Below are 20,529 nucleotides of genomic sequence, written 5' to 3'. Positions count from 1 at the left end.
ACGGAGCAAGGCCGTTCGTGCCGCAACCAGTGTGCGTGACCGGGCGCAATTTTGTCTAGACAATAAATCTGGCCGCTGATTATGTATAGACAATAAGAATGACAGGGGAGCAGGCCGCATGGACGTCGACAGGTTGTGGATCAACGCGCGACTGGCGACTCTCGCCGAAGGTTCGCCGGGGCTCGGCATCGTCGAGCATGGCGCCATCGCCTGCAAGGACGGGCGCATCGTCTACGCCGGCCCGATGGCGGACCTGCCCGCTTCGCTGGAGGCCGCCGAGCGCATCGACTGCGGCGGCCGCTGGATCACGCCCGGCCTCGTCGATTGTCACACCCACCTCGTGTTCGGCGGCGATCGCGCGCAGGAATTCGAGATGCGTCTGGCGGGTGCAAGCTATGAGGAGATCGCCCGCGCAGGCGGCGGCATCGTCTCGACCGTGAAGGCCACGCGCGCCGCGAGCGAGGATAAGCTCGTCGCCAGCGCCCTGCCCAGACTTGACCACCTCATGGCCGAAGGCGTCACCACCATCGAGATCAAGTCGGGCTACGGCCTCGACACCGAGCCGGAGCTGCGTTGCCTGCGCGCCGCCCGCCGCCTGGGCGAAGTCCGGCCCGTCACCGTCACCACCACCTTCCTCGGCGCGCACGCCCTGCCGCCCGAGGCGAACGGCGACAAGGCGGCCTATATCGCGAAGGTCGTCGACGAGATGCTGCCCGCTGTCGCGGCCGAAGGCCTCGCCGATGCCGCCGACGCCTTCTGCGAGGGCATCGCCTTCTCGCCCGAGGAAACCGCTCGGGTCTTCGAGGCAGCAAAGGCGCGTGGCCTGCCGGTAAAGCTGCACGCCGACCAGCTCTCCAACCTCCACGGCGCGGCCCTCGCCGCCCGCTTCGGCGCCCTGTCGGCCGACCATCTCGAACATACGGACGAGGAAGGCGCCGCCGCCATGGCAGCCGCCGGCACGGTCGCCGTGCTGCTGCCCGGCGCCTTCTACTTCATCCGGGAGACGCAGAAGCCGCCGGTCGCGGCCTTCCGCGCGGCCGGAACACGCATCGCCCTCGCGACCGACTGCAACCCCGGCACCTCACCGCTGACGTCGCTGCTTCTCACGATGAACATGGGCGCAACGCTGTTCCGCCTGACGGTCGAGGAGTGCATCGCCGGCGTGACGCGCGAAGCCGCACGCGCCCTCGGCCGCCTCGACTGTGTCGGCACGCTCGAAGCCGGCAAATGGTGCGACCTCGCCATCTGGGACATCGAGCGCCCGGCCGAGCTCGTCTACCGCATCGGCTTCAACCCGCTTCACGCCCGCGTGTGGAGGGGAAAGTGAAGATCGCCAGCCATCGCCGCCGCTGCCATCGGGTGTCCTGACATGACCGACCAGACGATCACCCTTCGCCCCGGGGACGTCATCCTCGCCGACTGGCGCCGCGTCTATCGCGGCGCCCGAGTCGCTCTCGATGATTCGTGCCGCCCGGCCGTGGAGGCCGGCGCCCGCACCATCGACGCCATCATCGCCAAGGGCGAGCCGGTCTACGGCATCAACACCGGCTTCGGGAAGCTGGCGAGCGTGCGCATCGACGCCGGCGACCTCGCCACGCTCCAGCGCAACATCGTGCTCTCGCACGCCGCCGGCGTCGGCGAGCCGCTGCCCGTGCCGGTCGTGCGGCTCGCCATGGCGCTGAAGCTCGCGAGCCTCGCCCAGGGAGCCTCGGGCGTGCGCTGGGAGACGATCGGCCACCTCCTCGCCTGCCTCGACCGGGGGCTCGTGCCCGTGGTGCCCGGCCAGGGCTCAGTCGGCGCCTCTGGCGACCTCGCGCCCCTCGCCCACCTCACGGCGGCGCTCATGGGCGTCGGCGAGTTCTTCGTCGGCAGAGCCCGCGTGCCGGCGGACAGGGCGCTGGCCGAAGCGGGGCTCGCACCGCTGGCGCTCGGCCCCAAGGAGGGCCTCGCCCTGCTCAACGGCACGCAGGTCTCAACGGCGCTGGCACTCGCGGGCCTGTTCGAGGCCGAGCTGGTGTTCCAGTCCGCCCTCGTTACCGGAGCGCTTGCCACTGACGCCGCCAAGGGTTCGGACGGCCCCTTCGACGAACGCATCCAGCAGCTCAGGCGTCACCGCGGCCAGGCCGACACCGCCACCGCCCTGCGCGCCCTCATGGCCGGTTCGGCCATCCGCGCCTCGCATCTCACAAACGACGACCGGGTGCAGGACCCCTACTGCCTGCGCTGCCAGCCGCAGGTGATGGGCGCCTGCCTCGACCTGTTGCGCAAGGCCGCCGATTTCCTCGCCACGGAGGCGAACGGCGTCTCGGACAACCCGCTCGTCTTCTCCGAGGCGGGCGAGGTCATCTCCGGTGGCAACTTCCACGCCGAGCCGGTCGCCTTCGCGGCGGACATGATCGCCATGGCCCTGTGCGAGATCGGCTCGCTGGCCGAGCGGCGCATTGCCATGCTCGTCGATCCGGCGCTCTCTGGCCTGCCGGCCTTCCTCACGCCGAAGCCCGGTCTCAACTCCGGTTTCATGATCCCGCAGGTCACGGCCGCCGCGCTCGTCTCGGAAAACAAGCAGCGGGCCTATCCGGCCAGCGTCGATTCCATTCCGACCTCGGCGAACCAGGAAGACCACGTGTCGATGGCGACCCACGGGGCGCGACGGCTGCTGCCTATGGCCGAGAACACCGCCGCCGTCATCGGTATCGAGTATCTGGCGGCGGCGCAGGGCTGCGACTTCCACGCGCCGCTTCGCTCAAGCGAGGCGCTGGAAAAGGCCCGCGCCCTGCTGCGCGGCCGTGTGCCGACGCTCGCCGACGACCGGCATTTCGCCCCTGACATGGCCGCGGCGACCGATCTCGTTCGCTCCGGCGCCCTCGTGGCGGCGGTGGGGGCGGCGACGCTGCCGGCGGTGACGGAGACCCAACCATGAGCCTCCCCTCCTTCCTCACCATTACCCGCGGCGAGGCGCCGCTGCTCGTCAGCCTGCCGCACACGGGCACGGAAATTCCGGAGGAATACGTGGCCGGCCTCGTCTCGCCCTGGCTCGCCCGCAAGGACTGCGACTGGTGGGTCGAGCGGCTCTACGACTTCGCCGCCGGCCTTGGCGCGACTGTCATCCACACGTCGATCTCTCGCACGGTGATCGACGTCAACCGCGATCCCTCTGGCGCCTCGCTCTATCCCGGCCAGGCGACCACCGAGCTCGTCCCGACGACGACCTTCGACGGCGAGCCGCTCTACGCGCCCGGCCGGGAGCCGGATTCCGATTCCATCTCAAGGCGCAAGGCGCTGTTCTTCGAGCCCTATCACAGGGCGCTCGCGGACGAGATCGCACGCCTGCGTGCGCTCCATCCCCACATCGTCGTCTACGACTGCCACTCGATCCGCTCAGTGATCCCGCGGCTGTTCGAGGGCACGCTGCCGGAGTTCAACATCGGCACCAACGGCGGCGTCACCTGCGACCCGGCTCTCGAGTCCGCAGTGGCCGAGCTCTGCCGGGCGAGCGGCCGCAGCACCGTGGTCAACGGCCGCTTCCGGGGCGGGTTCATCACCCGCCACAACGGCCGGCCCGCGGACGGGGTCCATGCCATCCAGATGGAGCTCGCCTGCCGCGGCTACATGCGCGAGCCGGTCGGCCCCGTAGACGAGGCTTCCTGGCCCGTCGCCTACGACGAGGCCCATGCCGCGCCCATGCGCGCCACCCTCACCCGCATTCTCGAAGCCTGCATCGGCTTCGCCCGCTCGAAATCCTGATCGAGGACCTCGCCATGACCCGCATCGACAACGCCCGCGTCATTCGCGCCCCGCGCGGCACCGAGCTGAATGCCAAGAGCTGGCTGACTGAAGCGCCCCTGCGCATGCTGATGAACAACCTCGATCCGGACGTGGCCGAGAAGCCCGGCGAGCTCGTGGTCTACGGCGGCATCGGCCGCGCCGCGCGCGACTGGGAGAGCTTCGACCGCATCGTCGCCGCGCTCAAGAGTCTGGAGGCCGACGAGACGCTGCTCGTCCAGTCGGGCAAGCCGGTGGGCGTGTTCCGCACTCACACCGACGCGCCGCGCGTGCTCATCGCAAACTCCAACCTCGTACCGCGCTGGGCCAACTGGGAGCACTTCAACGAGCTCGACCGCAAGGGCCTCATGATGTACGGCCAGATGACGGCCGGCTCGTGGATCTACATCGGCTCGCAGGGCATCGTGCAGGGCACCTACGAGACGTTCGTGGAGATGGGGCGCCGCCACTATGGGGGTGATCTGTCGGGCAAGTGGATCCTGACTGCCGGCCTCGGCGGCATGGGCGGCGCCCAGCCGCTCGCCGCGGTCATGGCCGGCGCCTCCTGCATGGCCATCGAATGCCGCCCCTCCAGCATCGAGTTCCGCCTGCGCACCGGCTATGTGGACGTGCAGGCCAAGGATCTCGACGAGGCGCTCGCCATCATCGAGGAATCTACCCGCAACAAGAAGCCCATCTCCGTCGCCCTCCTCGGCAACGCGGCCGAGATCCTGCCGGAGCTCGTGAGGCGCGGCGTGCGGCCGGACTGCGTGACCGACCAGACCTCCGCGCACGACCCTGTCAACGGCTACCTGCCCAAGGGCTGGACGATCGCCGAATGGGAGGCGAAGCGCGAGAGCGACCCGAAGGCCGTGGTGAAGGCCGCCAAGGCCTCCATGGCCGAGCACGTGCGAGCGATGCTCGCCTTCCACAAGATGGGCGTGCCCACCGTCGATTATGGCAACAACATCCGCCAGATGGCGTTTGAGGAAGGCGTCGCCGACGCCTTCGACTTCCCCGGCTTCGTGCCGGCCTACATCCGCCCGCTGTTCTGCCGCGGTATCGGCCCCTTCCGCTGGGCGGCGCTGTCCGGCGACCCGGAGGACATCTACAAGACCGACGCCAAGGTGAAGGAGCTGCTGCCCGACAACAAGCACCTGCACAACTGGCTCGACATGGCGCAGAAGCGCATCCGGTTCCAGGGCCTGCCGGCGCGCATCTGCTGGGTGGGCCTCGGCGATCGCCACCGGCTCGGCCTCGCCTTCAACGAGATGGTCGCCAAGGGTGAGCTCAAGGCCCCCATCGTCATCGGCCGCGACCATCTCGACTCTGGTTCCGTCGCATCGCCGAACCGCGAGACCGAGGCGATGCGCGACGGCTCCGACGCCGTGTCCGACTGGCCGCTTCTCAATGCGCTGCTGAACTGCGCCTCTGGCGCCACCTGGGTGTCGCTGCACCACGGCGGCGGCGTCGGCATGGGCTTCTCCCAGCACGCCGGCATGGTCATCGTCTGCGACGGTACGCCCGAGGCGGCACGGCGCATCGAGCGTGTGTTGTGGAACGACCCGGCCACGGGCGTCATGCGCCATGCCGACGCCGGCTACGAGATCGCCATCGAATGCGCCAGGGAGCACGGTCTCAACCTGCCGAGCCTTCGCTGAACCGCCGGCAGGAACGTGACGGGTTGTCGCCATGAAGCCGCTGGCCAATCTCAGGGTGCTCGATTTCAGCCGCGTGCTGGCGGGCCCCTACTGCACCGCCCTCCTCGCCGACCTCGGCGCGGAGGTCATCAAGGTCGAGCCGCCCGGCGGCGACGACTACCGCCACATCGGTCCTTTCGTGGACGGCGAGAGCGTGCTCTTCGCCACGGTGAACCGCGGCAAGCGCTCGATCGTCCTTGACCTCGCCAGGGCGGACGATCTCGCCATCGCCCACGCGCTCGCTGCCCGTGCCGACGTGGTGGTGGAGAACTTCCGTCCGGGCGTCGCCGACAAGCTCGGCATCGGCTGGGCGCAGCTTTCATCCCTCAACCCGCGCCTCGTCTACGCCTCGATCTCGGGCTTCGGGCAGGAGGGCGAGCTCGCCAGGCGCCCGGCCTATGACGTGATCCTGCAGGCAATGAGCGGCATCATGGCGGTCACTGGCGAGCCGGACGGGCCGCCTACCCTCGTCGGCGAGTCCATCGCCGATGTTGCAGCGGGCCTATTCGCCTCCTGGGCCATCCTCGCCGCCCTTTACGAGCGGCACACCACCGGGCGCGGCCGCCACATCGACCTTGCCATGTTCGACGCCATGGTGGCGCTGCAGCCGCTCGTCGTCGCCCGCTATCTGGCAACCGGCGAGGCGCCAAAGCGCGTCGGCAACCGCCATCCGCTGTCGGCCCCGTTCGGCGCCTTCGCGGCCCGCGACGGCAGCTTCGTGCTCGCGGTGCTCAACGACAAGCTGTTCCAGCGGCTGGCCGAGTGCATCGGCGCGCCCGAGATCGCATCCTATCCGCGTTTTGCGACCGACAGCGACAGGCTCGCCAACGAGGCCGCCCTGCGCGCCATCATCGAGGGCTGGTCGCGGCAATACAGCGCGCGCGAGGCCGTGGCGGCGCTCGTCGCACACGGCGTGCCCGCAGCCGAGATCAACGACATGGCCGAGGCACTCGCCTCCCCACACGCCCGGGCCCGCGGGCTGCTGCAGGACTTGGCCGATGCGCGCGCCGGCCTCAACCGGGTGCCCGAGCAACCCGCCCGCTTTTCCGGCGCACCGCGCGGCGGCCTGACGGCTGCCCCTCGCCTTGACGGCGACCGCGCCTCCATCCTGGCCGATCTGGAGGAAGACCGGACGTGAACGCCCCCACCATGACTTCCGAGGATGCCGCCGCGCTCGTCGAGGCGGTGCGCGACTTCAGCCGCAACGTGCTGGCGCCGGCTGCCGCCGCAATCGATCGCACGGGGCGTTCGGCCACCATGCATCTGCCGCGGCTCGCGCAGATGGGCATCATGGGCCTCAACCTGCCGGAGTCCTGCGGCGGCATCGGCCTGCCGGCCACGGCCCTGTTCGAGGCCGTGGCGGCCATCGCGGGAGCCTGTGGCTCCACCGCCTCCATGGTCACGGCCCACTGGCTGGCCACCGACTCCATCCTCATCGGCGGCTCGCCCGAGCAGCAGCAGCGCTACCTGCCGGACGCAGCCGCCGGCAAGACGCTCGGCGCCTTCGGCCTCACCGAACCTGGCGCCGGCTCAAACCCGGCCGACATGACGACGCGTGCCGTGCGCGAGGGCGACGGCTACCGCATCACCGGCACCAAGCATTTCATCTCCAATGCCGGCGAAGCCGACTTCATCGTCGTCTATGCCAAGACGGACATGGCAGCGGGCGCGCGCGGCATCTCGGCCTTCATCGTTGAGCCGAAGGCTGGCGGCGTGCGCTGCTCGCCACCCGAGCCGACCATGGGTCTGCGTGGCGGCCATGTCTTCGAGGTGTCGCTCGACTGCTTCGTGCCGGCGGAAAACCGCCTCGGCGAGGAAGGCAAAGGCTTCCGCACCGCCCTCAAGGTGCTCGACGCTGGCCGGCTCGAGATCGCCGCCTGCGCCGTCGGCATCGCGGAAGCCGCTCTCGCCGCGGCCCTCGACTGGGCGAAGGAGCGCAAGGTCGGCGGCGAGCCCATCGCCCACTTCCAGGGCCTGCAGTGGATGCTCGCCGACATGGCGACCGACATTGCCGCGGCGCGCCAGCTCGGCCTCGCCGCCGCGCGCAAGCGCGAGCAGGGCGAGCGCTTCTCCATGGAAGCCTCGATGGCCAAGCTCTTCGCCTCGGAGATGGCGGGCCGCGTCACCGACAAGGCCCTGCAGATCCACGGCGGCTATGGCTTCACCACGGCGTTGCCGCTGGAGCGCTACGTGCGCGACTGCCGCATCTTCCGCATCTACGAGGGCTCGTCCGAAATCCAGCGCAACATCATCGCGCGCCATCTTCTGGGGTAAGGCCCATGCGCATTCTCCGGGCGGCCGACTATCGCGTGATGCCATGGAAGAACGGCGGCGGCGAGACCACCGAGATCGCCGCCTTCCCCGATGGGGCCGGGCTCGATGCCTTCGACTGGCGCGTGAGCATGGCGCGCGTGGCGACGGACGGGCCGTTCTCGCTGTTTCCGGGCATCGACCGCACCCTGTCGCTCCTGGAAGGCGAAGCCCTGACGCTCTCCTTCGAGGGGCGGAGCAGCGTCGTGATCGCTGCCGCGACGCCGCCCTATGCCTTTCCGGGCGATGTCGCCGTCAGCGGCCTGCTGACAGACGGCTCCGTCGTCGATCTCAACGTCATGACGCGGCGCGGCCGCTGGCGCCATCATGTGCAACGCGTCACGCTCGAGAACCCGCATCCGCTGCCACGCCTCGGCGACCTGATGCTCGTCATTGCAGCCCAGGACGGTGTCGCCGTAACCGGCGATGCCGGCACAGAGACGCTGATGGCGCGAGACACGGCCATCGTCGATGAAAAGGCCGTCCACCTCGCGGCGGACGGCCCTGCCGTCGTCTACACGGTCGATCTCTGGCGCCTGTGAGGCTCAGCGCGCCGCCTTGAGGGCAAGGCCAAAGGCAATGAAAGCCCAGCCCTGGAAAATGAGGTCAATCGCCATCAGCAGGCCGAGCACCCAGAGGCTGTTCACCGGCCAGCCGGCAGCGATGATGAGGCCGGTGACGAGCGTCAGCACGCCCGCAGCCACGATCCAGCCCCAGCCCTTCTCGGGCCTGGTACCGATACCGACCCAGATGCGCATGAGCCCGGCGACGATGAGGGACACCGCCAGAAGAAGTGTCAACGCGCTCGACGCCAGCAGCGGGTTATAGAAGGCGATGAACCCTGCCACGGCGTAGATGATGCCGCTCACCAGCCAGAAGAAGAAACGGCCCCACGTCTTCACGCCGAAGGCATGCACGATCTCGATGATGCCGCCGACGAGCATGAGCGCTCCGACGTAGTAGACCGTGGCCACCGTCGCGACGAACAGATGGGCGAAGGCAATGCCGCCGAAGATGAGCAGACCGACGCCGAGCGCGACGAACCAGCCCCACTTGCCCTTGATCCCGCTGGCAGCGGCACCGAGCGAACTCTGATTTAGCATGTTGACCATTGCACCCCCGAACGCTGCCCGAACACGGGCGAAGAGGGGCCCGGACAGCATGACCCGTCTCCCCAAATGCCCGGCGACAATAGCGCGCGCGCCGGGCGAAGCAAAGAAACGGGGCCGCTTTCCGGAAGGTATTCTTAATGTTCCGCTGCGGCGAGCACGGCCTCGACGCGGATTTCCTCCGTCAGTCTCGCCTTCAGCGCGGAGAATTCGGGGCTCGTCTTCATCTTGTAGTCGCGCGGGTGCGGCAGGTCGACGGCGAGGTCCGCCTTGATGCGGCCCGGCCGCGCCGACATGACGATGACGCGCGAGGCGAGAAAGATCGCTTCCTCAATATCGTGGGTGACGAACAGCACCGTCTTGCGCTCGCGCTCCCAGATGCCGAGCAGCAGCTCCTGCATCAGCGAGCGCGTCTGGTTGTCGAGGGCGCCGAAAGGCTCGTCGAGCAGCAGAATCTCGGGATCGTTGGCAAGAGCGCGCGCAATCGCGGTGCGCTGCTGCATGCCGCCCGAGAGCTGCTTGGGCCAGTGGTTCTCGAAGCCGCGCAGACCGACCTTCTCGATGTAGGAGGCGACGATCTCGCGGATCTCGGCCTCCGGCCGCCCCTGCTCCCTGAGGCCGAAGGCGATGTTCTGTGCCACGGTGAGCCAGGGAAAGAGGGTGTAGGACTGGAACACCATGCCACGGTCGGCGCCGGGGCCGGTGATGCGGCGTCCATCAAGGCGCACCTCGCCTGTGCTCGGCCTGTCGAGACCGGCCACGATGCGCAGCAGCGTGGACTTGCCGCAGCCGGATGGCCCGAGAATGGTGATGAAGTCGTTCGCCGCGACGGTCAGGTTCGTCGGCGTCAGCGCCATCACCGGCGCCCCTCCGCGCACGCCGGGGAAGGTGCGCGAAACGTTGTCGATGACGAGCTTGGTCACGCGAACCTCCAGGGGAAGAGCCAGCGGTTGGCCGCCTTGAACAGGAAGTCGGAGATGAGGCCGATGAGGCCGATGATGATGATGCCGAAGATGATCTGACCGGTTGCAAGCAGCGCCTGGCTGTCGATGATCATGTGGCCGATACCGGACGAGGAGCCGATGAGCTCGGCGACGATGACGTAGGTCCAGGCCCAGCCGAGGACGAGGCGCAGGATCTCGGCAATTTCAGGCGCATTGGCCGGGATCATGACGCGGCGCACGATGCCCGTGTCGCGCGCACCGAGCGTGTAGGCTGCCTCGACAAGATCACGCCGGGTGGAACCAACCGAGACCGCCACCATCAGGATGATCTGGAACACCGAGCCGATGAAGATGACGAGCAGCTTCTGCACCTCGCCGATGCCGGCCCACAGGATGAGCAGCGGAATGAAGGCGGAGGCCGGCAGGTAGCGGGCGAAGGAGACAAAGGGCTCGAAGAACGCCTCGATGGGCTTGTAGGCACCCATAAGGATCCCAAGCGGCACGGCGACGATGGCCGCCAGCACGAAACCGCCGAGCACGCGCCAGATGGTCACGAAGATGTCGAACAGGAAACCGTGGTCCACGAGGAGCGACCAACCATCCGCCAGCATTGTCAGCGGGTCGGCCAGGAAGGTGGGCGACACATAACCGCCGAACGTGGCGAAGGCCCAGCCCAGCACGAAGAGGATGAAGAAGGAGATGCCGAGGGCGATGCGTGCCCCCTGCCCGATCGGTTCCAGTGGTCTCAGCATGACATTCCGTTCGTGCCGTCTCGTGAGGACTCGCGGCCAGGAAGCGAGGAAGGGCGCTGTGCAACCTTTCCCGCGTCACGAGTCAAGAACCGAGCAGGCGGTGGTCGAGCCCGGACCACCGCCCTGCCCCCGTCCGTTGTGTTCCCCTCCCTCCGCGGACGAAGGGGAACCGATGTCTCTCATTCCGGTGCGTTCGGCTTCGCCGGAAACTGCGGCCCTCACCGGGGCCGCATCGCCCTCAGTTGATGAAGCTGGGATCGATGATCGTCGAGATGTCCGGCTTCGCCTTGATGATTCCGACCTCCAGAAGCAGGTCGGCCGCTTCCTCGGAGAACTTCTGAAGCTCGCCGGAGAAGAAGGCCTTGTTGGCCTCACGGTCCTGCCAGCGCAGGTACTGGGCCGACTTGGCGAACTGCTCGCCCGTCTGCTTCACGTCGGCCCCCATGATCTCGAAAGCCTTCTTCTCGTCGGCCTTGATCATATCGAGCGCCTCGAAGTAGCTGTCGGCGAGCGCCTTGGCCGCCTTCGGGTTCTCCTCGAGGAACTTCGGCGTGCAGCCGACCGTATCCATCACGACCGGATAGTCGAGCGTCGTGGCGATGATCTTGCCGGCCTCCGGCTTGTCGCGCACCGTCGACAGATAGGGCTCGTAGCTCATCGCCGCGTCGTTTTGGCCGGCGACGAAGGCCTGGGCCGCAGGGCCAGGCTCGAGATTGACGACCTGCACGTCCTTCACCGACAGGCCGTTCTTCTTCAGCATCCAGGCGAGGACGAAATAGGGCGACGTGCCAGGCGCGGAGGCGGCCACCGTCTTGCCCTTAAGGTCCTTGATGGACTGAATGTCGTTGCGCACCACCATGCCGTCGGCGCCGTAGGACTTGTCCATCTGGAAGATCTGCTTGGTGGCGATGCCATTGGCATTCCACACCACCCAAGTCTCGACGGTGGTGGCCGCGCACTGGATGTCGCCGGAGGCAATGGCGAGGTGGCGGCTCGCCTGCGGGATCTTCTTGAGCGTGACGTCGAGGCCGTTCTTCTCGAAGATGCCGGCCTCCTTGGCGAGCGTAAGCGGCGCAAAGCCCGTCCACCCGCTGATGCCGATGGCCACCTTCGTGTTGGCGGCCGAGGCGGCGCCCGCCGCGCCGATGAGGATCGCCGCAGCGAGCCCGAAAACCGAAGTGCGCTTCATGACGTGTCTACCGGTCCGTTGACCCCTCTTCTCACCGGATGGCAGCACGCCGCAGCCCCGCTGTCAATTGTCTAGACATAACTGCATAGACTTTCCCACCCGCACTGTGCATCTGCCTGTTTGAGCGGCAGTGTCAGTCCGCGCCTTGACAAAACGGGCGCCAGGAGACACAAGTGGCGCGGGTCGCATCGATTTCCCTTCACGTCCGGCTGCGTGAGCGACGATCTCTCGTCGATGAGCCGTTCGTCCTGCGACCGATCTTCCGGAACAGCCCAATTCACGCGGGGCGTTCGTTTCCCCGCGTTCGTGCGCCCGCCCGGCCCGTGGCCGGCGGTGGGTCCGGCGCTACCATGAAAGACACTCAGTGACTTCATTTTCCGATCTCGGCCTCGCCCAACCGCTGCTCAAGGCGCTGGAGAGCGAGGGCTACGAGCGACCGACTCCGATCCAGGCCCAGGCCATTCCCCACGTCATTGCCGGCCGCGACCTGCTCGGCATTGCCCAGACGGGCACGGGCAAGACGGCGGCTTTCGCCCTTCCCATCCTCCACCGCCTCGCCAATGCGCCGAAGCGCCCCGTCCGCGGCCGCTGTCGCGTCCTGGTGCTGAGTCCCACGCGCGAACTCGCCAGCCAGATCGGCGAGAGCTTCCGCGCCTACGGCCGCCATCTCAACCTGCGCATCGCCGTGATCTTCGGCGGCGTGGGCCACCGCCCGCAATCCGAGGCGCTGGCGCGCGGGCTCGACGTGCTCGTCGCCACGCCCGGCCGGCTGATCGACCACATGCAGACGGGTGCCGTGAGCTTCGCCGAGACGGAGGTCGTCGTCCTCGACGAGGCTGACCAGATGCTCGACATGGGCTTCATCCACGCCATCAAGAAGATCGTGCCGCGCCTGCCGAAGGAGCGGCAGAACCTCTTCTTCTCCGCGACCATGCCCAGGGAGATTGCCGCGCTGGCGTCGGATCTGCTGCGCGATCCGGTCGAGGTGTCGGTGGCGCCCGTCGCCACGACGGCCGAGCGCATCGACCAGCGCGTCATCTTCGTCGAGGCCGCGCGCAAGCGCGCCCTTCTCGCGGAGATCCTGAAGGACGAGAAGCTCGGCCGCACGCTCGTCTTCACCCGGACCAAGCACGGCGCCGACCGCGTGGTGCTCCACCTCGAGCAGGACGGCATCCGCGCGGCCGCGATCCACGGAAACAAGAGCCAGTCGCAGCGCGAGCGGGCGCTCGGCAGCTTCCGCACCGGCGAGACACCGATTCTCGTGGCCACGGACATCGCCGCCCGCGGCATCGACGTGGAGGGCGTCACCCACGTCATCAACTTCGATCTGCCGAACGTGCCGGAATCCTATGTCCACCGCATCGGCCGCACGGCGCGTGCCGGCGCCGACGGCAGCGCCATCTCCTTCTGTGACGGCGAGGAGCGCGCCTATCTGCGGGCTATCGAGAAGCTGACGCGCCAGAAGATCCCCGCCATCGACCGCCGCGCCGATCCCGGCGCCGAGCCGGAGGAGCCCGCCGAGGCGCGCCCGCGCGGCCGCAACGGCGGCAGCAGGAACAGAGCCGGCAAGCCTGCCGCAGCCAAGGGCAGGCACTCGCCCAACGGCGGGCGCAACGCCTCCCAGCCCGGCCACCACAACGCCGGCAACGGTCACGGCCAGGTCAGCCGCTCGCATCAGCAAGACAGCGCGCCCCGGCGGAGCGGGGCGCGGCCGGCCTCGCAGGGCAGCGGCAAGCCGCAGCAGCGTGACCAGCAGCGCAGCCCGGACAGGCGGCATGCCTCTGGCGGAGCCGACCGGCTGGAAAGCATGGACTTCATGCGTCCGGCTCGTCGTCGCGGCGACGCCCCGACGCCCGGACGCCATCACTGACGTGGGCCTGCATGCGTCGCGGCGTCTGTGGCGCCCCGGCGCGTGCCGCCAGCATGCTGCCACGATCCGCATTCATCCTGCGCCGTGAGACAGAAACGAACTGCACGACCGGGGGAATGATGCGAGCGTCCGACAGCCCCCCAAAGGAAGGGCGCTTCTCCACCTGCGCCTGTCGTCCGCGCTCGCGCGGCGAGATCGTCGCCGATGCGATCGTCCATGCCATCGGCCTCGTTGCTGCCGGCATCGGTGCCGTCGTGCTCGTCGCCTTCGCGCTGCACGGAGGCGCCTACGGCGCCCTGCCCGCCCTCGCACTCTACACGCTCGGCCTCTTCGTCATGCTGGGCTGTTCCTGCGCCTACAACCTAGCGCCGGAGTCGCCGCGAAAGGAGCGGCTGCGCCAGTTCGACCAGGCCGGCATCTTCCTGATGATCGCGGGCACCTACACGCCCTTCACGACTCTCAGCCTCGGCGGCCCCTGGGCCATTGGCCTGACGGGCTTCGTCTGGCTGGCTGCTCTCGCCGGCGCCGCTCTCAAACTGCTGTTCCCGCGCCGGTTCGACCGGCTGACGATTGCGGCCTACCTCATCCTCGGCTGGGCAGGCGGCGTCGCCCTCGCCCCGCTGACGGATGCGCTCGGCCTGACTACGCTCATGCTTATCGCTGTCGGCGGTGTGCTGTATTCGGTAGGGGTGGTCTTCCACCTCGCTGACCGGCTGCCCTTCCAAGCCGCCATCTGGCACGGCTTCGTCGTCGCCGCGGCCGGCGTTCACTACGCGGCGGTGCTGCGCACCCTGAAAACCGTCCTCAACGCATAGAAAAGCGCCCGCGGGAGGGATCCGCGGGCGCTCGCAAGACGGTTCCGCTCAGCGCGAGAACTTCTTGTACTGGATGCGCTTCGGAATGGTGGAGTCGATGCCGAGGCGGCGCTTCTTGTCTTCCTCGTAATCCTGGAAGTTGCCCTCGAACCACTCCACGTGGCTGTCGCCCTCGAAGGCGAGGATGTGGGTGGCGATGCGGTCGAGGAACATGCGGTCGTGGCTGATGATGACCGCGCAACCGGCGTAATCCTCCAGCGCCTCCTCAAGCGCACGCAGCGTGTCGACGTCGAGGTCGTTGGTCGGCTCGTCGAGCAACAGCACATTGGCCCCCGACTTCAGCATCTTGGCGAGATGCACGCGGTTGCGCTCGCCACCGGAGAGCATGCCGACCTTCTTCTGCTGGTCGGCGCCCTTGAAGTTGAAGGCCGAGCAGTAGGCGCGCGAGTTGATCTCGCGCTTGCCGAGATAGATGACGTCGCTGCCGTCGGAGATCTCTTCCCACACGGTCTTGTTGGGGTCGAGCGCATCGCGCGACTGGTCCACGTAGCCGAGGCGCACCGATTCACCAATGGTGATCGTGCCCGCATCCGGCTTCTCCTGCCCGGTGATCATGCGGAACAGGGTGGTCTTGCCGGCGCCGTTCGGGCCGATGACGCCGACGATTCCGCCGGGCGGCAGCTTGAACGACAGGTTGTCGATGAGCAGCCTGTCGCCAAAGCCCTTGGTGAGGCCGTTGAACTCGATGACGTTGTTGCCGAGGCGCTCTGCGATCGGGATGATGATCTGGGCAGTGGTCGGCGCCTTCTCGGCGGCCTTCTGCACCAGCTCCTCATAGCGCTGGATGCGGGCCTTGTTCTTGGCCTGGCGCGCCTTGGGCGAGGCCGCGATCCATTCCCGCTCACGCTCGAGCGTGCGCTGGCGTGCTTCCTCCTCGCGCCCCTCCTGCGCGAGGCGCTTCTGCTTCTGCTCCAGCCACGAGGAATAGTTGCCCTCGTAGGGGATGCCGCGGCCGCGGTCCAGTTCCAGAATCCAGCCCGTGACGTTGTCGAGGAAGTAGCGGTCGTGGGTGACGATCAGGATCGCGCCCGGATAGGTCCGCAGGTGTCCTTCGAGCCAGGCCACCGTCTCCGCGTCGAGGTGGTTGGTCGGCTCGTCGAGCAGCAGCAGGTCCGGCTGCGAGAGCAGCAGCTTGCACAGCGCCACGCGGCGCTTCTCGCCGCCCGAGAGCGACGTGACGTCGGCGTCGTCCGGCGGGCAGCGCAAGGCGTCCATCGCCTGGTCGACCTTCGAATCGAGATCCCACAGGCCCTTGGCCTCGATCTCGTCCTGCAGCCGCGTCATCTCGTCAGCCGTCTCGTCCGAGTAGTTCATGGCGAGCTCGTTGTAGCGGTCGAGCACCGCCTTCTGCTCGGCCACGCCCTCCATTACGTTCTCGCGCACGCTCTTGGTCGGGTCGAGCTGCGGCTCCTGCGGCAGGTAGCCGATGCGCACGCCTTCGGCCGCCCAGGCCTCGCCCGTGAACTCCTTGTCGAGCCCGGCCATCACCCTGAGCAGCGTCGACTTGCCGGCGCCGTTGACGCCGAGCACGCCGATCTTGGCGCCCGGGTAGAAGGACAGATTCACGTTGTCGAGGACCTTCTTGCCGCCCGGATAGGTCTTCGACAGGCCGCGCATGTGGTAGACGTACTGATAGGAGGCCATTCGATCTCTCTCAAACGGAAGGGTCACATGGTCCCGGCGTGTACCACGCATGCGGGGACCGCCGACTGCACCGGGGAAATTCGAGCCACGAGTTATCAGGCGGGCGAGGCCGGTTCAAGCCGCGCGCCCTGCACGCGACCTGACGGATACGCCATGCTGCACATCACCGGCCATATAGGAATCGACGAAAGCGAAATCGAGGAGAGCGCGATCCGCGCCTCCGGCCCCGGCGGCCAGCACGTCAACAAGACGGCGAGCGCCGTGCAGCTGCGCTTCGACGCCCGCCGCTCCCCCTCCCTGCCGAACGACGTGGCCATTCGCCTCATGAAGCTCGCCGGCAGCCGCCTGACGCAGGACGGCGTCATCATCATCACCGCCCAGTCACACCGCAGCCGGCTGCGCAACCGCGAGGAGGCACTGCAGCGACTGGTGGACCTCATTCGGCAGGCGAGCCTGCGCCCCAGGCGACGCCGGCCGACGAAGCCGACGAAAGCCTCCCGCGAGCGACGTCTTGAAAGCAAGCAGCGCCGCGCGAGCGTGAAGTCGCTGCGCCGGGAGAAGCCAGCCGTGGAGTGAGCTCGGCGCGTGGCAGGCGCGACCGCCATGCAATGCTCACGCTTTTGCAATATGCGCCCGGGAGCTTATGGTGCGCCCACATCCATCGGCGCCCAGCGCCGCACGGCAACCCCAGACGAACGACAGGGAAGAGGCATGACCGCACATTTCCAGAACTTCATCGCCGGTGAGTGGGTCGCCGGACACGACACGACGAAGAACATCAACCCGTCCAACACCAACGACGTCATCGGCGAATACGCCCGCGCGAGCGCCGCCGACGCCGAGCGTGCCATCGCGGCCGCTAAGGCGGCCTTCCCTGCCTGGGCCCGCACGACGCCCCAGGAGCGTCACGACATCCTCAAGAAAGTCGGCGACGAGATTCTCGCCCGCAAGGACGAGCTCGGCCGCCTGCTGTCGCGCGAGGAGGGCAAGACGCTGCCCGAAGGCATCGGCGAAGTGGTGCGCGCGGGACAGATCTTCCTCTTCTTCGCGCAGGAGGCCCTGCGCCTCGCAGGCGACAAGATTGCCTCCGTCCGCCCCGGCGTCGACATTGAGATCACGCGCGAGCCGGTGGGCGTCGTCGGCGTCATCGCCCCGTGGAACTTCCCCATCGCGATTCCCGCGTGGAAGATTGCCCCGGCGCTCTGCTACGGCAACACGGTGGTCTTCAAGCCGGCCGACCTGGTGCCCGGCTCCGCCCACGCGCTGGCCGAGATCATCGTGCGGGCGGGCGTTCCCTCCGGCGTCTTCAACCTCGTCATGGGCCGCGGCTCCGTCGTCGGCGAGGCGTTGCTGAAGTCGCGTGACGTGAACGCGATCACCTTCACCGGCTCGGTCGCCACCGGCCGAAAGGTGGCCGAGGCCTGCGTCGGCACGATGAAGAAGTTCCAGCTCGAAATGGGCGGCAAGAACCCGCTCGTGGTGCTGGACGACGCCGACCTCAAGACGGCCGTGGAATGCGCGGTCAACGGCGCCTTCTTCTCCACCGGCCAGCGCTGCACGGCTTCCTCGCGCATCATTGTGACGGCCGGCATCCATGACCGCTTCGTCGACGCCGTAACCGAGCGCATGAAGGGCCTCGTCGTGGACGACGCCCTGAAGGCCGGTACGCACATCGGCCCGGTGGTGGACCAGAACCAGCTCGACCAGGACCTCTCCTACGTCAAGATCGGCCAGGACGAGGGCGCCCGGCTCGTCATCGGCGGCGAGGTGCTGAACCGCGAGACCCCTGGCTTCTACATGGCGCCGGCGCTCTTTACCGAGTGCACCAACTCCATGCGCATCGCACGCGAGGAGATCTTCGGCCCGGTCGCCAGCGTCATCCGCGCCAAGGACTACGAGGAGGCGCTCGCCCTTGCCAACGACACCGAGTTCGGCCTGTCGGCCGGCATCTGCACGTCGAGCCTGAAGTACGCCAGCCACTTCAAGCGCAACGTCGAGGCCGGCATGGTCATGGTCAACCTGCCGACCGCGGGCGTCGACTATCACGTGCCCTTCGGCGGCACGAAGGGCTCGTCCTACGGCGCGCGCGAACAGGGTCGCTACGCCATCGAGTTCTACACCACGGTCAAGACGGCCTACACCCTGCCGGTCTGACGGCTCCATTCCCGCCGCGGCGGATAAGAGGACGTGAGGAGTCGGGCTGGTGCCCGCCTCTTTCCTTTTGGGCAAGGGCCGCTTTCGGGCGCGCTATTCCACCCGCACCGTCACGCTGTCCGTCGCGCCGCGGCCGTCCACCACGGTCACGCGCGCGAAGCCGCGCCCATCCGCCTCCCACGTCGCTTCGCGCCGGGGGCTGTGCGGGCCAAGCGGCGCACCGTTGACGTACCACAGGAAGGGCGGGCTGCCGCCGCTCGCCTTGAGCGCGAGCGGCGCACCGCCTCCCTCCGAAAGGCCGAGATCAACCCGCGCCCCGTCGGGCGGGAACGCGATGCGCAGGGGCGCCTGCGCCACGGCGGCGACGGTCTTCGGCACGTCCTTGCGCAGGTGGCGCAGCGGCGGTGGCAGGCTCGCCGTCGTCGCGTGGATGACGCCCGGGGGCTCGGGCACGGGCTCGCTCACCCCGCCCCGGCGGGCAAAGGCCTCGAACAGCATCGGCGCTGCCACCTGCCGCGCGACGAGGCCGGGCACCGCTGCGCCATCGGGCCGGCCGACCCACACAGCGATGGTGGTGCGACGGTCGAAGCCGATGGCCCAGGCATCGCGATAGCCGTAGGAGGTACCCGTCTTGTAGGCGATGAGCCCCGGCAGTCCATTCTGCGGCGCCGGCGCGCCCCGCAGCACGTCCGCCACGTACCAGGCGGCGACCGGCTCCGTCAGGCGCGGCCCCTCGCCCGCGGGCGCCGCGCCGTCCTGCCACCACAGCGTCGGCACGACGCCGCCGCGCGCGAAGGCAGCATAGAGACGCGCCAGGTCGAAGAGGCGTACGCCGACGCCGCCGAGGCCGATGGCAAGGCCTGGCGCAGAATCCTTCGGCAGGACGATATCGGCGCCGGCCGCGCGCAGCCGCGCCAGAAGCCGCACCGGCCCGATCTCGGAGAGCAGCTCCACCGCCGGCACGTTGAGCGAGAGCTGCAGCGCATGCCGCGCCGTCACCGTGCCCTGGAAAGTGAGGTCGAAGTTCTTCGGCTGATAGATGCCGTAGCGCGAGGGCCGGTCGTCCAGAACGGTCTCGGGATGGGCGAGGCCGCTCTCGAAGGCGAGCGCATAGATGAACGGCTTCAGCGCCGAGCCGGGAGAGCGCACAGCGAGCACGGCATCGACGGCCCCGGCCCGCTCGGCGGAGAAATAGTCCGCCGCGCCGACATAGGCGCGCACGGCGCCGCTGGAGTTGTCGATGGCGATGATGGCGGCCGAGGCGCGCGGATCGACCCGCTCGGCCGTCTCCCGCGCCAGATCCTCAAGCCGGGCCTGCAGGCGCGCATCGAGCGTCAGGCGATGCTCGCGCCGGCCGGGCGCCGCGCGCACCACCGCCTCGGCGAGATGCGGCGCCAGCACAGGCACCCGCTGGCGCCCCGTCGGCACCGGCGCTTCCCTCGCCGCCTGCGCCTCCGCGTCCGTGATCTCGCCCTGGACGAGTGCCCGCGCCAGCACCCGGTCACGCGCCGCACGGGCGGCCTCGGGGAAACGGTCCGGTCGCCGCGTCTCGGGCGATTGCGGCAGGGCAACGAGCAGTGCCGCCTCGGCCAGCGACAGGCGCTTCGGCTCCTTGCCGAAATAGGCGAGACTCGCCGCCCGGATGCCTTCGAGATTGCCGCCATAGGGCGCCATGGTGAGATAGAAGCCAAGGATCGTGTCCTTGTCGAAGCGCCGCTCAAGCTGCACGGCACGCACCGCCTGGCGCAGCTTGGCGGCGAGGTCGCGCTCCTCGCGCGGCTCGAGCAGACGCGCCACCTGCATGGTCAGCGTGGAGCCCCCCGAAACGACGCGCCCGTTAAGCACGACCTGGGCGGCGGCACGCATCATGGCGAGCACGTCGATGCCGAAATGCGAGCGGAAGCGTCGGTCCTCGTAAGCCGTGAGCAGCGTGATGAAGCGAGGGTCGACATCGTCGACGCCAACGGGCAGGCGCCAGCGCCCCTGCGGCGTGGTGAAGGCGCGCAGCAGCCGGCCCTCCCTGTCCGAGACGACGATGGAGCGCTCCTCGACCTGCGCCAGGTCGAGCGGCCCCAGCGAGGCGATGAAATGCGCAAGGCCGATGCCGGCCGCGACGAGTAGCACGACACAGACCCCCACCGCCCCGCGCAATGCGCGGGAGCAGACCAGGGCGACGATTCCTCGTCTCGATGCGGCCGGCATCCTGCGACCTCCGCCTCT

At 68.6% G+C, this 20,529-nt stretch carries 17 protein-coding genes; 11 read left to right on the top strand and 6 right to left on the bottom strand.

The window, feature by feature from the left end; all coding sequences use genetic code 11:
* Positions 1-118 precede the first annotated feature (118 nt).
* The 7 genes from hutI to HNQ73_RS01570 are packed head-to-tail and all read left to right on the top strand — an operon-like array spanning position 119 to position 8,314.
* Positions 119-1,327, top strand: a complete 1,209-nt coding sequence (gene hutI, locus HNQ73_RS01600) for an imidazolonepropionase (RefSeq protein ID WP_183331575.1) — start codon at positions 119-121, stop codon at positions 1,325-1,327.
* A 42-nt stretch (positions 1,328-1,369) separates the two neighbouring features.
* Positions 1,370-2,920, top strand: a complete 1,551-nt coding sequence (gene hutH, locus HNQ73_RS01595; protein ID WP_183331573.1) for a histidine ammonia-lyase — start codon at positions 1,370-1,372, stop codon at positions 2,918-2,920.
* Positions 2,917-3,744: an N-formylglutamate deformylase gene (gene hutG, locus HNQ73_RS01590; protein WP_183331571.1), complete on the top strand. Its 828-nt coding sequence runs from the start codon at positions 2,917-2,919 to the stop codon at positions 3,742-3,744. The genes hutH and hutG overlap by 4 nt, the downstream gene beginning before the upstream one ends.
* Positions 3,745-3,758: 14 nt before the next feature.
* The gene (hutU, locus tag HNQ73_RS01585) at positions 3,759-5,423 is read left to right on the top strand and encodes a urocanate hydratase (RefSeq protein WP_183331569.1); all 1,665 of its coding nucleotides are present in this window, start codon (positions 3,759-3,761) and stop codon (positions 5,421-5,423) included.
* Between the two features lie 31 nt (positions 5,424-5,454).
* Positions 5,455-6,600: a CaiB/BaiF CoA transferase family protein gene (locus tag HNQ73_RS01580; protein WP_183331567.1), complete on the top strand. Its 1,146-nt coding sequence runs from the start codon at positions 5,455-5,457 to the stop codon at positions 6,598-6,600.
* Positions 6,597-7,736, top strand: coding sequence for an acyl-CoA dehydrogenase family protein (locus HNQ73_RS01575; RefSeq protein ID WP_244649807.1), 1,140 nt, complete (start codon positions 6,597-6,599; stop codon positions 7,734-7,736). Before HNQ73_RS01580 ends, HNQ73_RS01575 begins: the two co-directional genes overlap by 4 nt.
* Positions 7,737-7,741: 5 nt before the next feature.
* A complete protein-coding gene (locus HNQ73_RS01570; RefSeq protein WP_183331565.1) occupies positions 7,742-8,314 on the top strand; it encodes a HutD/Ves family protein in 573 nt (190 codons plus the stop codon).
* Positions 8,315-8,317: 3 nt separating this feature from the next.
* On the opposite strand, the gene HNQ73_RS01565 is transcribed toward HNQ73_RS01570, so the two are convergent.
* The 4 genes from HNQ73_RS01565 to HNQ73_RS01550 form a co-directional block, all read right to left on the bottom strand.
* Positions 8,318-8,884: an HdeD family acid-resistance protein gene (locus HNQ73_RS01565; protein WP_188658733.1), complete on the bottom strand. Its 567-nt coding sequence runs from the start codon at positions 8,882-8,884 to the stop codon at positions 8,318-8,320.
* A 134-nt stretch (positions 8,885-9,018) separates the two neighbouring features.
* Positions 9,019-9,804 carry an ABC transporter ATP-binding protein gene (locus tag HNQ73_RS01560; protein WP_183331561.1) on the bottom strand — a complete coding sequence of 262 codons (786 nt, stop codon included), beginning with the start codon at positions 9,802-9,804 and terminating at the stop codon, positions 9,019-9,021.
* Positions 9,801-10,574, bottom strand: a complete 774-nt coding sequence (locus tag HNQ73_RS01555) for an ABC transporter permease (protein ID WP_183332185.1) — start codon at positions 10,572-10,574, stop codon at positions 9,801-9,803. The genes HNQ73_RS01560 and HNQ73_RS01555 overlap by 4 nt, the downstream gene beginning before the upstream one ends.
* A 241-nt stretch (positions 10,575-10,815) precedes the next feature.
* Positions 10,816-11,766, bottom strand: a complete 951-nt coding sequence (locus tag HNQ73_RS01550) for an ABC transporter substrate-binding protein (protein ID WP_183331559.1) — start codon at positions 11,764-11,766, stop codon at positions 10,816-10,818.
* A 364-nt stretch (positions 11,767-12,130) separates the two neighbouring features.
* Between HNQ73_RS01550 and HNQ73_RS01545 the strand changes: the two genes are divergently transcribed.
* On the top strand, positions 12,131-13,636 hold the full coding sequence (locus tag HNQ73_RS01545) for a DEAD/DEAH box helicase (RefSeq protein ID WP_183331557.1): 1,506 nt from the start codon (positions 12,131-12,133) through the stop codon (positions 13,634-13,636).
* Positions 13,637-13,752: 116 nt separating this feature from the next.
* Positions 13,753-14,451, top strand: coding sequence for a PAQR family membrane homeostasis protein TrhA (gene trhA, locus HNQ73_RS01540; RefSeq protein ID WP_244649809.1), 699 nt, complete (start codon positions 13,753-13,755; stop codon positions 14,449-14,451).
* Between the two features lie 48 nt (positions 14,452-14,499).
* On the opposite strand, the gene ettA is transcribed toward trhA, so the two are convergent.
* Complete coding sequence (gene ettA / locus HNQ73_RS01535) at positions 14,500-16,155, bottom strand: energy-dependent translational throttle protein EttA (protein ID WP_183331555.1); 1,656 nt, start codon at positions 16,153-16,155, stop codon at positions 14,500-14,502.
* Positions 16,156-16,308: 153 nt separating this feature from the next.
* On the opposite strand from ettA, the gene arfB reads away from it, so the two are divergent.
* Positions 16,309-16,731 (top strand): alternative ribosome rescue aminoacyl-tRNA hydrolase ArfB, encoded by a 423-nt coding sequence (gene arfB, locus HNQ73_RS01530; protein ID WP_183331553.1) that lies wholly within the window; start codon positions 16,309-16,311, stop codon positions 16,729-16,731.
* Positions 16,732-16,866: 135 nt separating this feature from the next.
* Positions 16,867-18,309, top strand: a complete 1,443-nt coding sequence (locus HNQ73_RS01525; RefSeq protein ID WP_183331551.1) for an aldehyde dehydrogenase family protein — start codon at positions 16,867-16,869, stop codon at positions 18,307-18,309.
* Positions 18,310-18,402: 93 nt separating this feature from the next.
* On the opposite strand, the gene pbpC is transcribed toward HNQ73_RS01525, so the two are convergent.
* A complete protein-coding gene (gene pbpC, locus HNQ73_RS01520) occupies positions 18,403-20,511 on the bottom strand; it encodes a penicillin-binding protein 1C (protein WP_244649811.1) in 2,109 nt (702 codons plus the stop codon).
* Positions 20,512-20,529 lie beyond the last annotated feature (18 nt).

It is taken from the genome of Chelatococcus composti, assembly GCF_014201415.1.
Taxonomy (GTDB): Bacteria; Pseudomonadota; Alphaproteobacteria; order Rhizobiales; family Beijerinckiaceae; genus Chelatococcus_A; species Chelatococcus_A composti.
This window is presented reverse-complemented; position numbering and strand designations above follow the sequence as displayed.

Excerpts from the sequence above, each read along its gene's own strand:
- HNQ73_RS01525 (WP_183331551.1), top strand. The coding sequence starts at position 16,867 with ATGACCGCACATTTCCAGAACTTCATCGCCGGTGAGTGGGTCGCCGGA.
- HNQ73_RS01570 (WP_183331565.1), top strand. The coding sequence starts at position 7,742 with ATGCGCATTCTCCGGGCGGCCGACTATCGCGTGATGCCATGGAAGAAC.
- hutU (WP_183331569.1), top strand. The coding sequence starts at position 3,759 with ATGACCCGCATCGACAACGCCCGCGTCATTCGCGCCCCGCGCGGCACC.
- hutI (WP_183331575.1), top strand. The coding sequence starts at position 119 with ATGGACGTCGACAGGTTGTGGATCAACGCGCGACTGGCGACTCTCGCC.
- ettA (WP_183331555.1), bottom strand. The coding sequence starts at position 16,155 with ATGGCCTCCTATCAGTACGTCTACCACATGCGCGGCCTGTCGAAGACC.
- trhA (WP_244649809.1), top strand. The coding sequence starts at position 13,753 with ATGATGCGAGCGTCCGACAGCCCCCCAAAGGAAGGGCGCTTCTCCACC.
- hutH (WP_183331573.1), top strand. The coding sequence starts at position 1,370 with ATGACCGACCAGACGATCACCCTTCGCCCCGGGGACGTCATCCTCGCC.
- HNQ73_RS01565 (WP_188658733.1), bottom strand. The coding sequence starts at position 8,884 with ATGGTCAACATGCTAAATCAGAGTTCGCTCGGTGCCGCTGCCAGCGGG.
- HNQ73_RS01550 (WP_183331559.1), bottom strand. The coding sequence starts at position 11,766 with ATGAAGCGCACTTCGGTTTTCGGGCTCGCTGCGGCGATCCTCATCGGC.
- HNQ73_RS01580 (WP_183331567.1), top strand. The coding sequence starts at position 5,455 with ATGAAGCCGCTGGCCAATCTCAGGGTGCTCGATTTCAGCCGCGTGCTG.
- arfB (WP_183331553.1), top strand. The coding sequence starts at position 16,309 with ATGCTGCACATCACCGGCCATATAGGAATCGACGAAAGCGAAATCGAG.
- hutG (WP_183331571.1), top strand. The coding sequence starts at position 2,917 with ATGAGCCTCCCCTCCTTCCTCACCATTACCCGCGGCGAGGCGCCGCTG.
- pbpC (WP_244649811.1), bottom strand. The coding sequence starts at position 20,511 with ATGCCGGCCGCATCGAGACGAGGAATCGTCGCCCTGGTCTGCTCCCGC.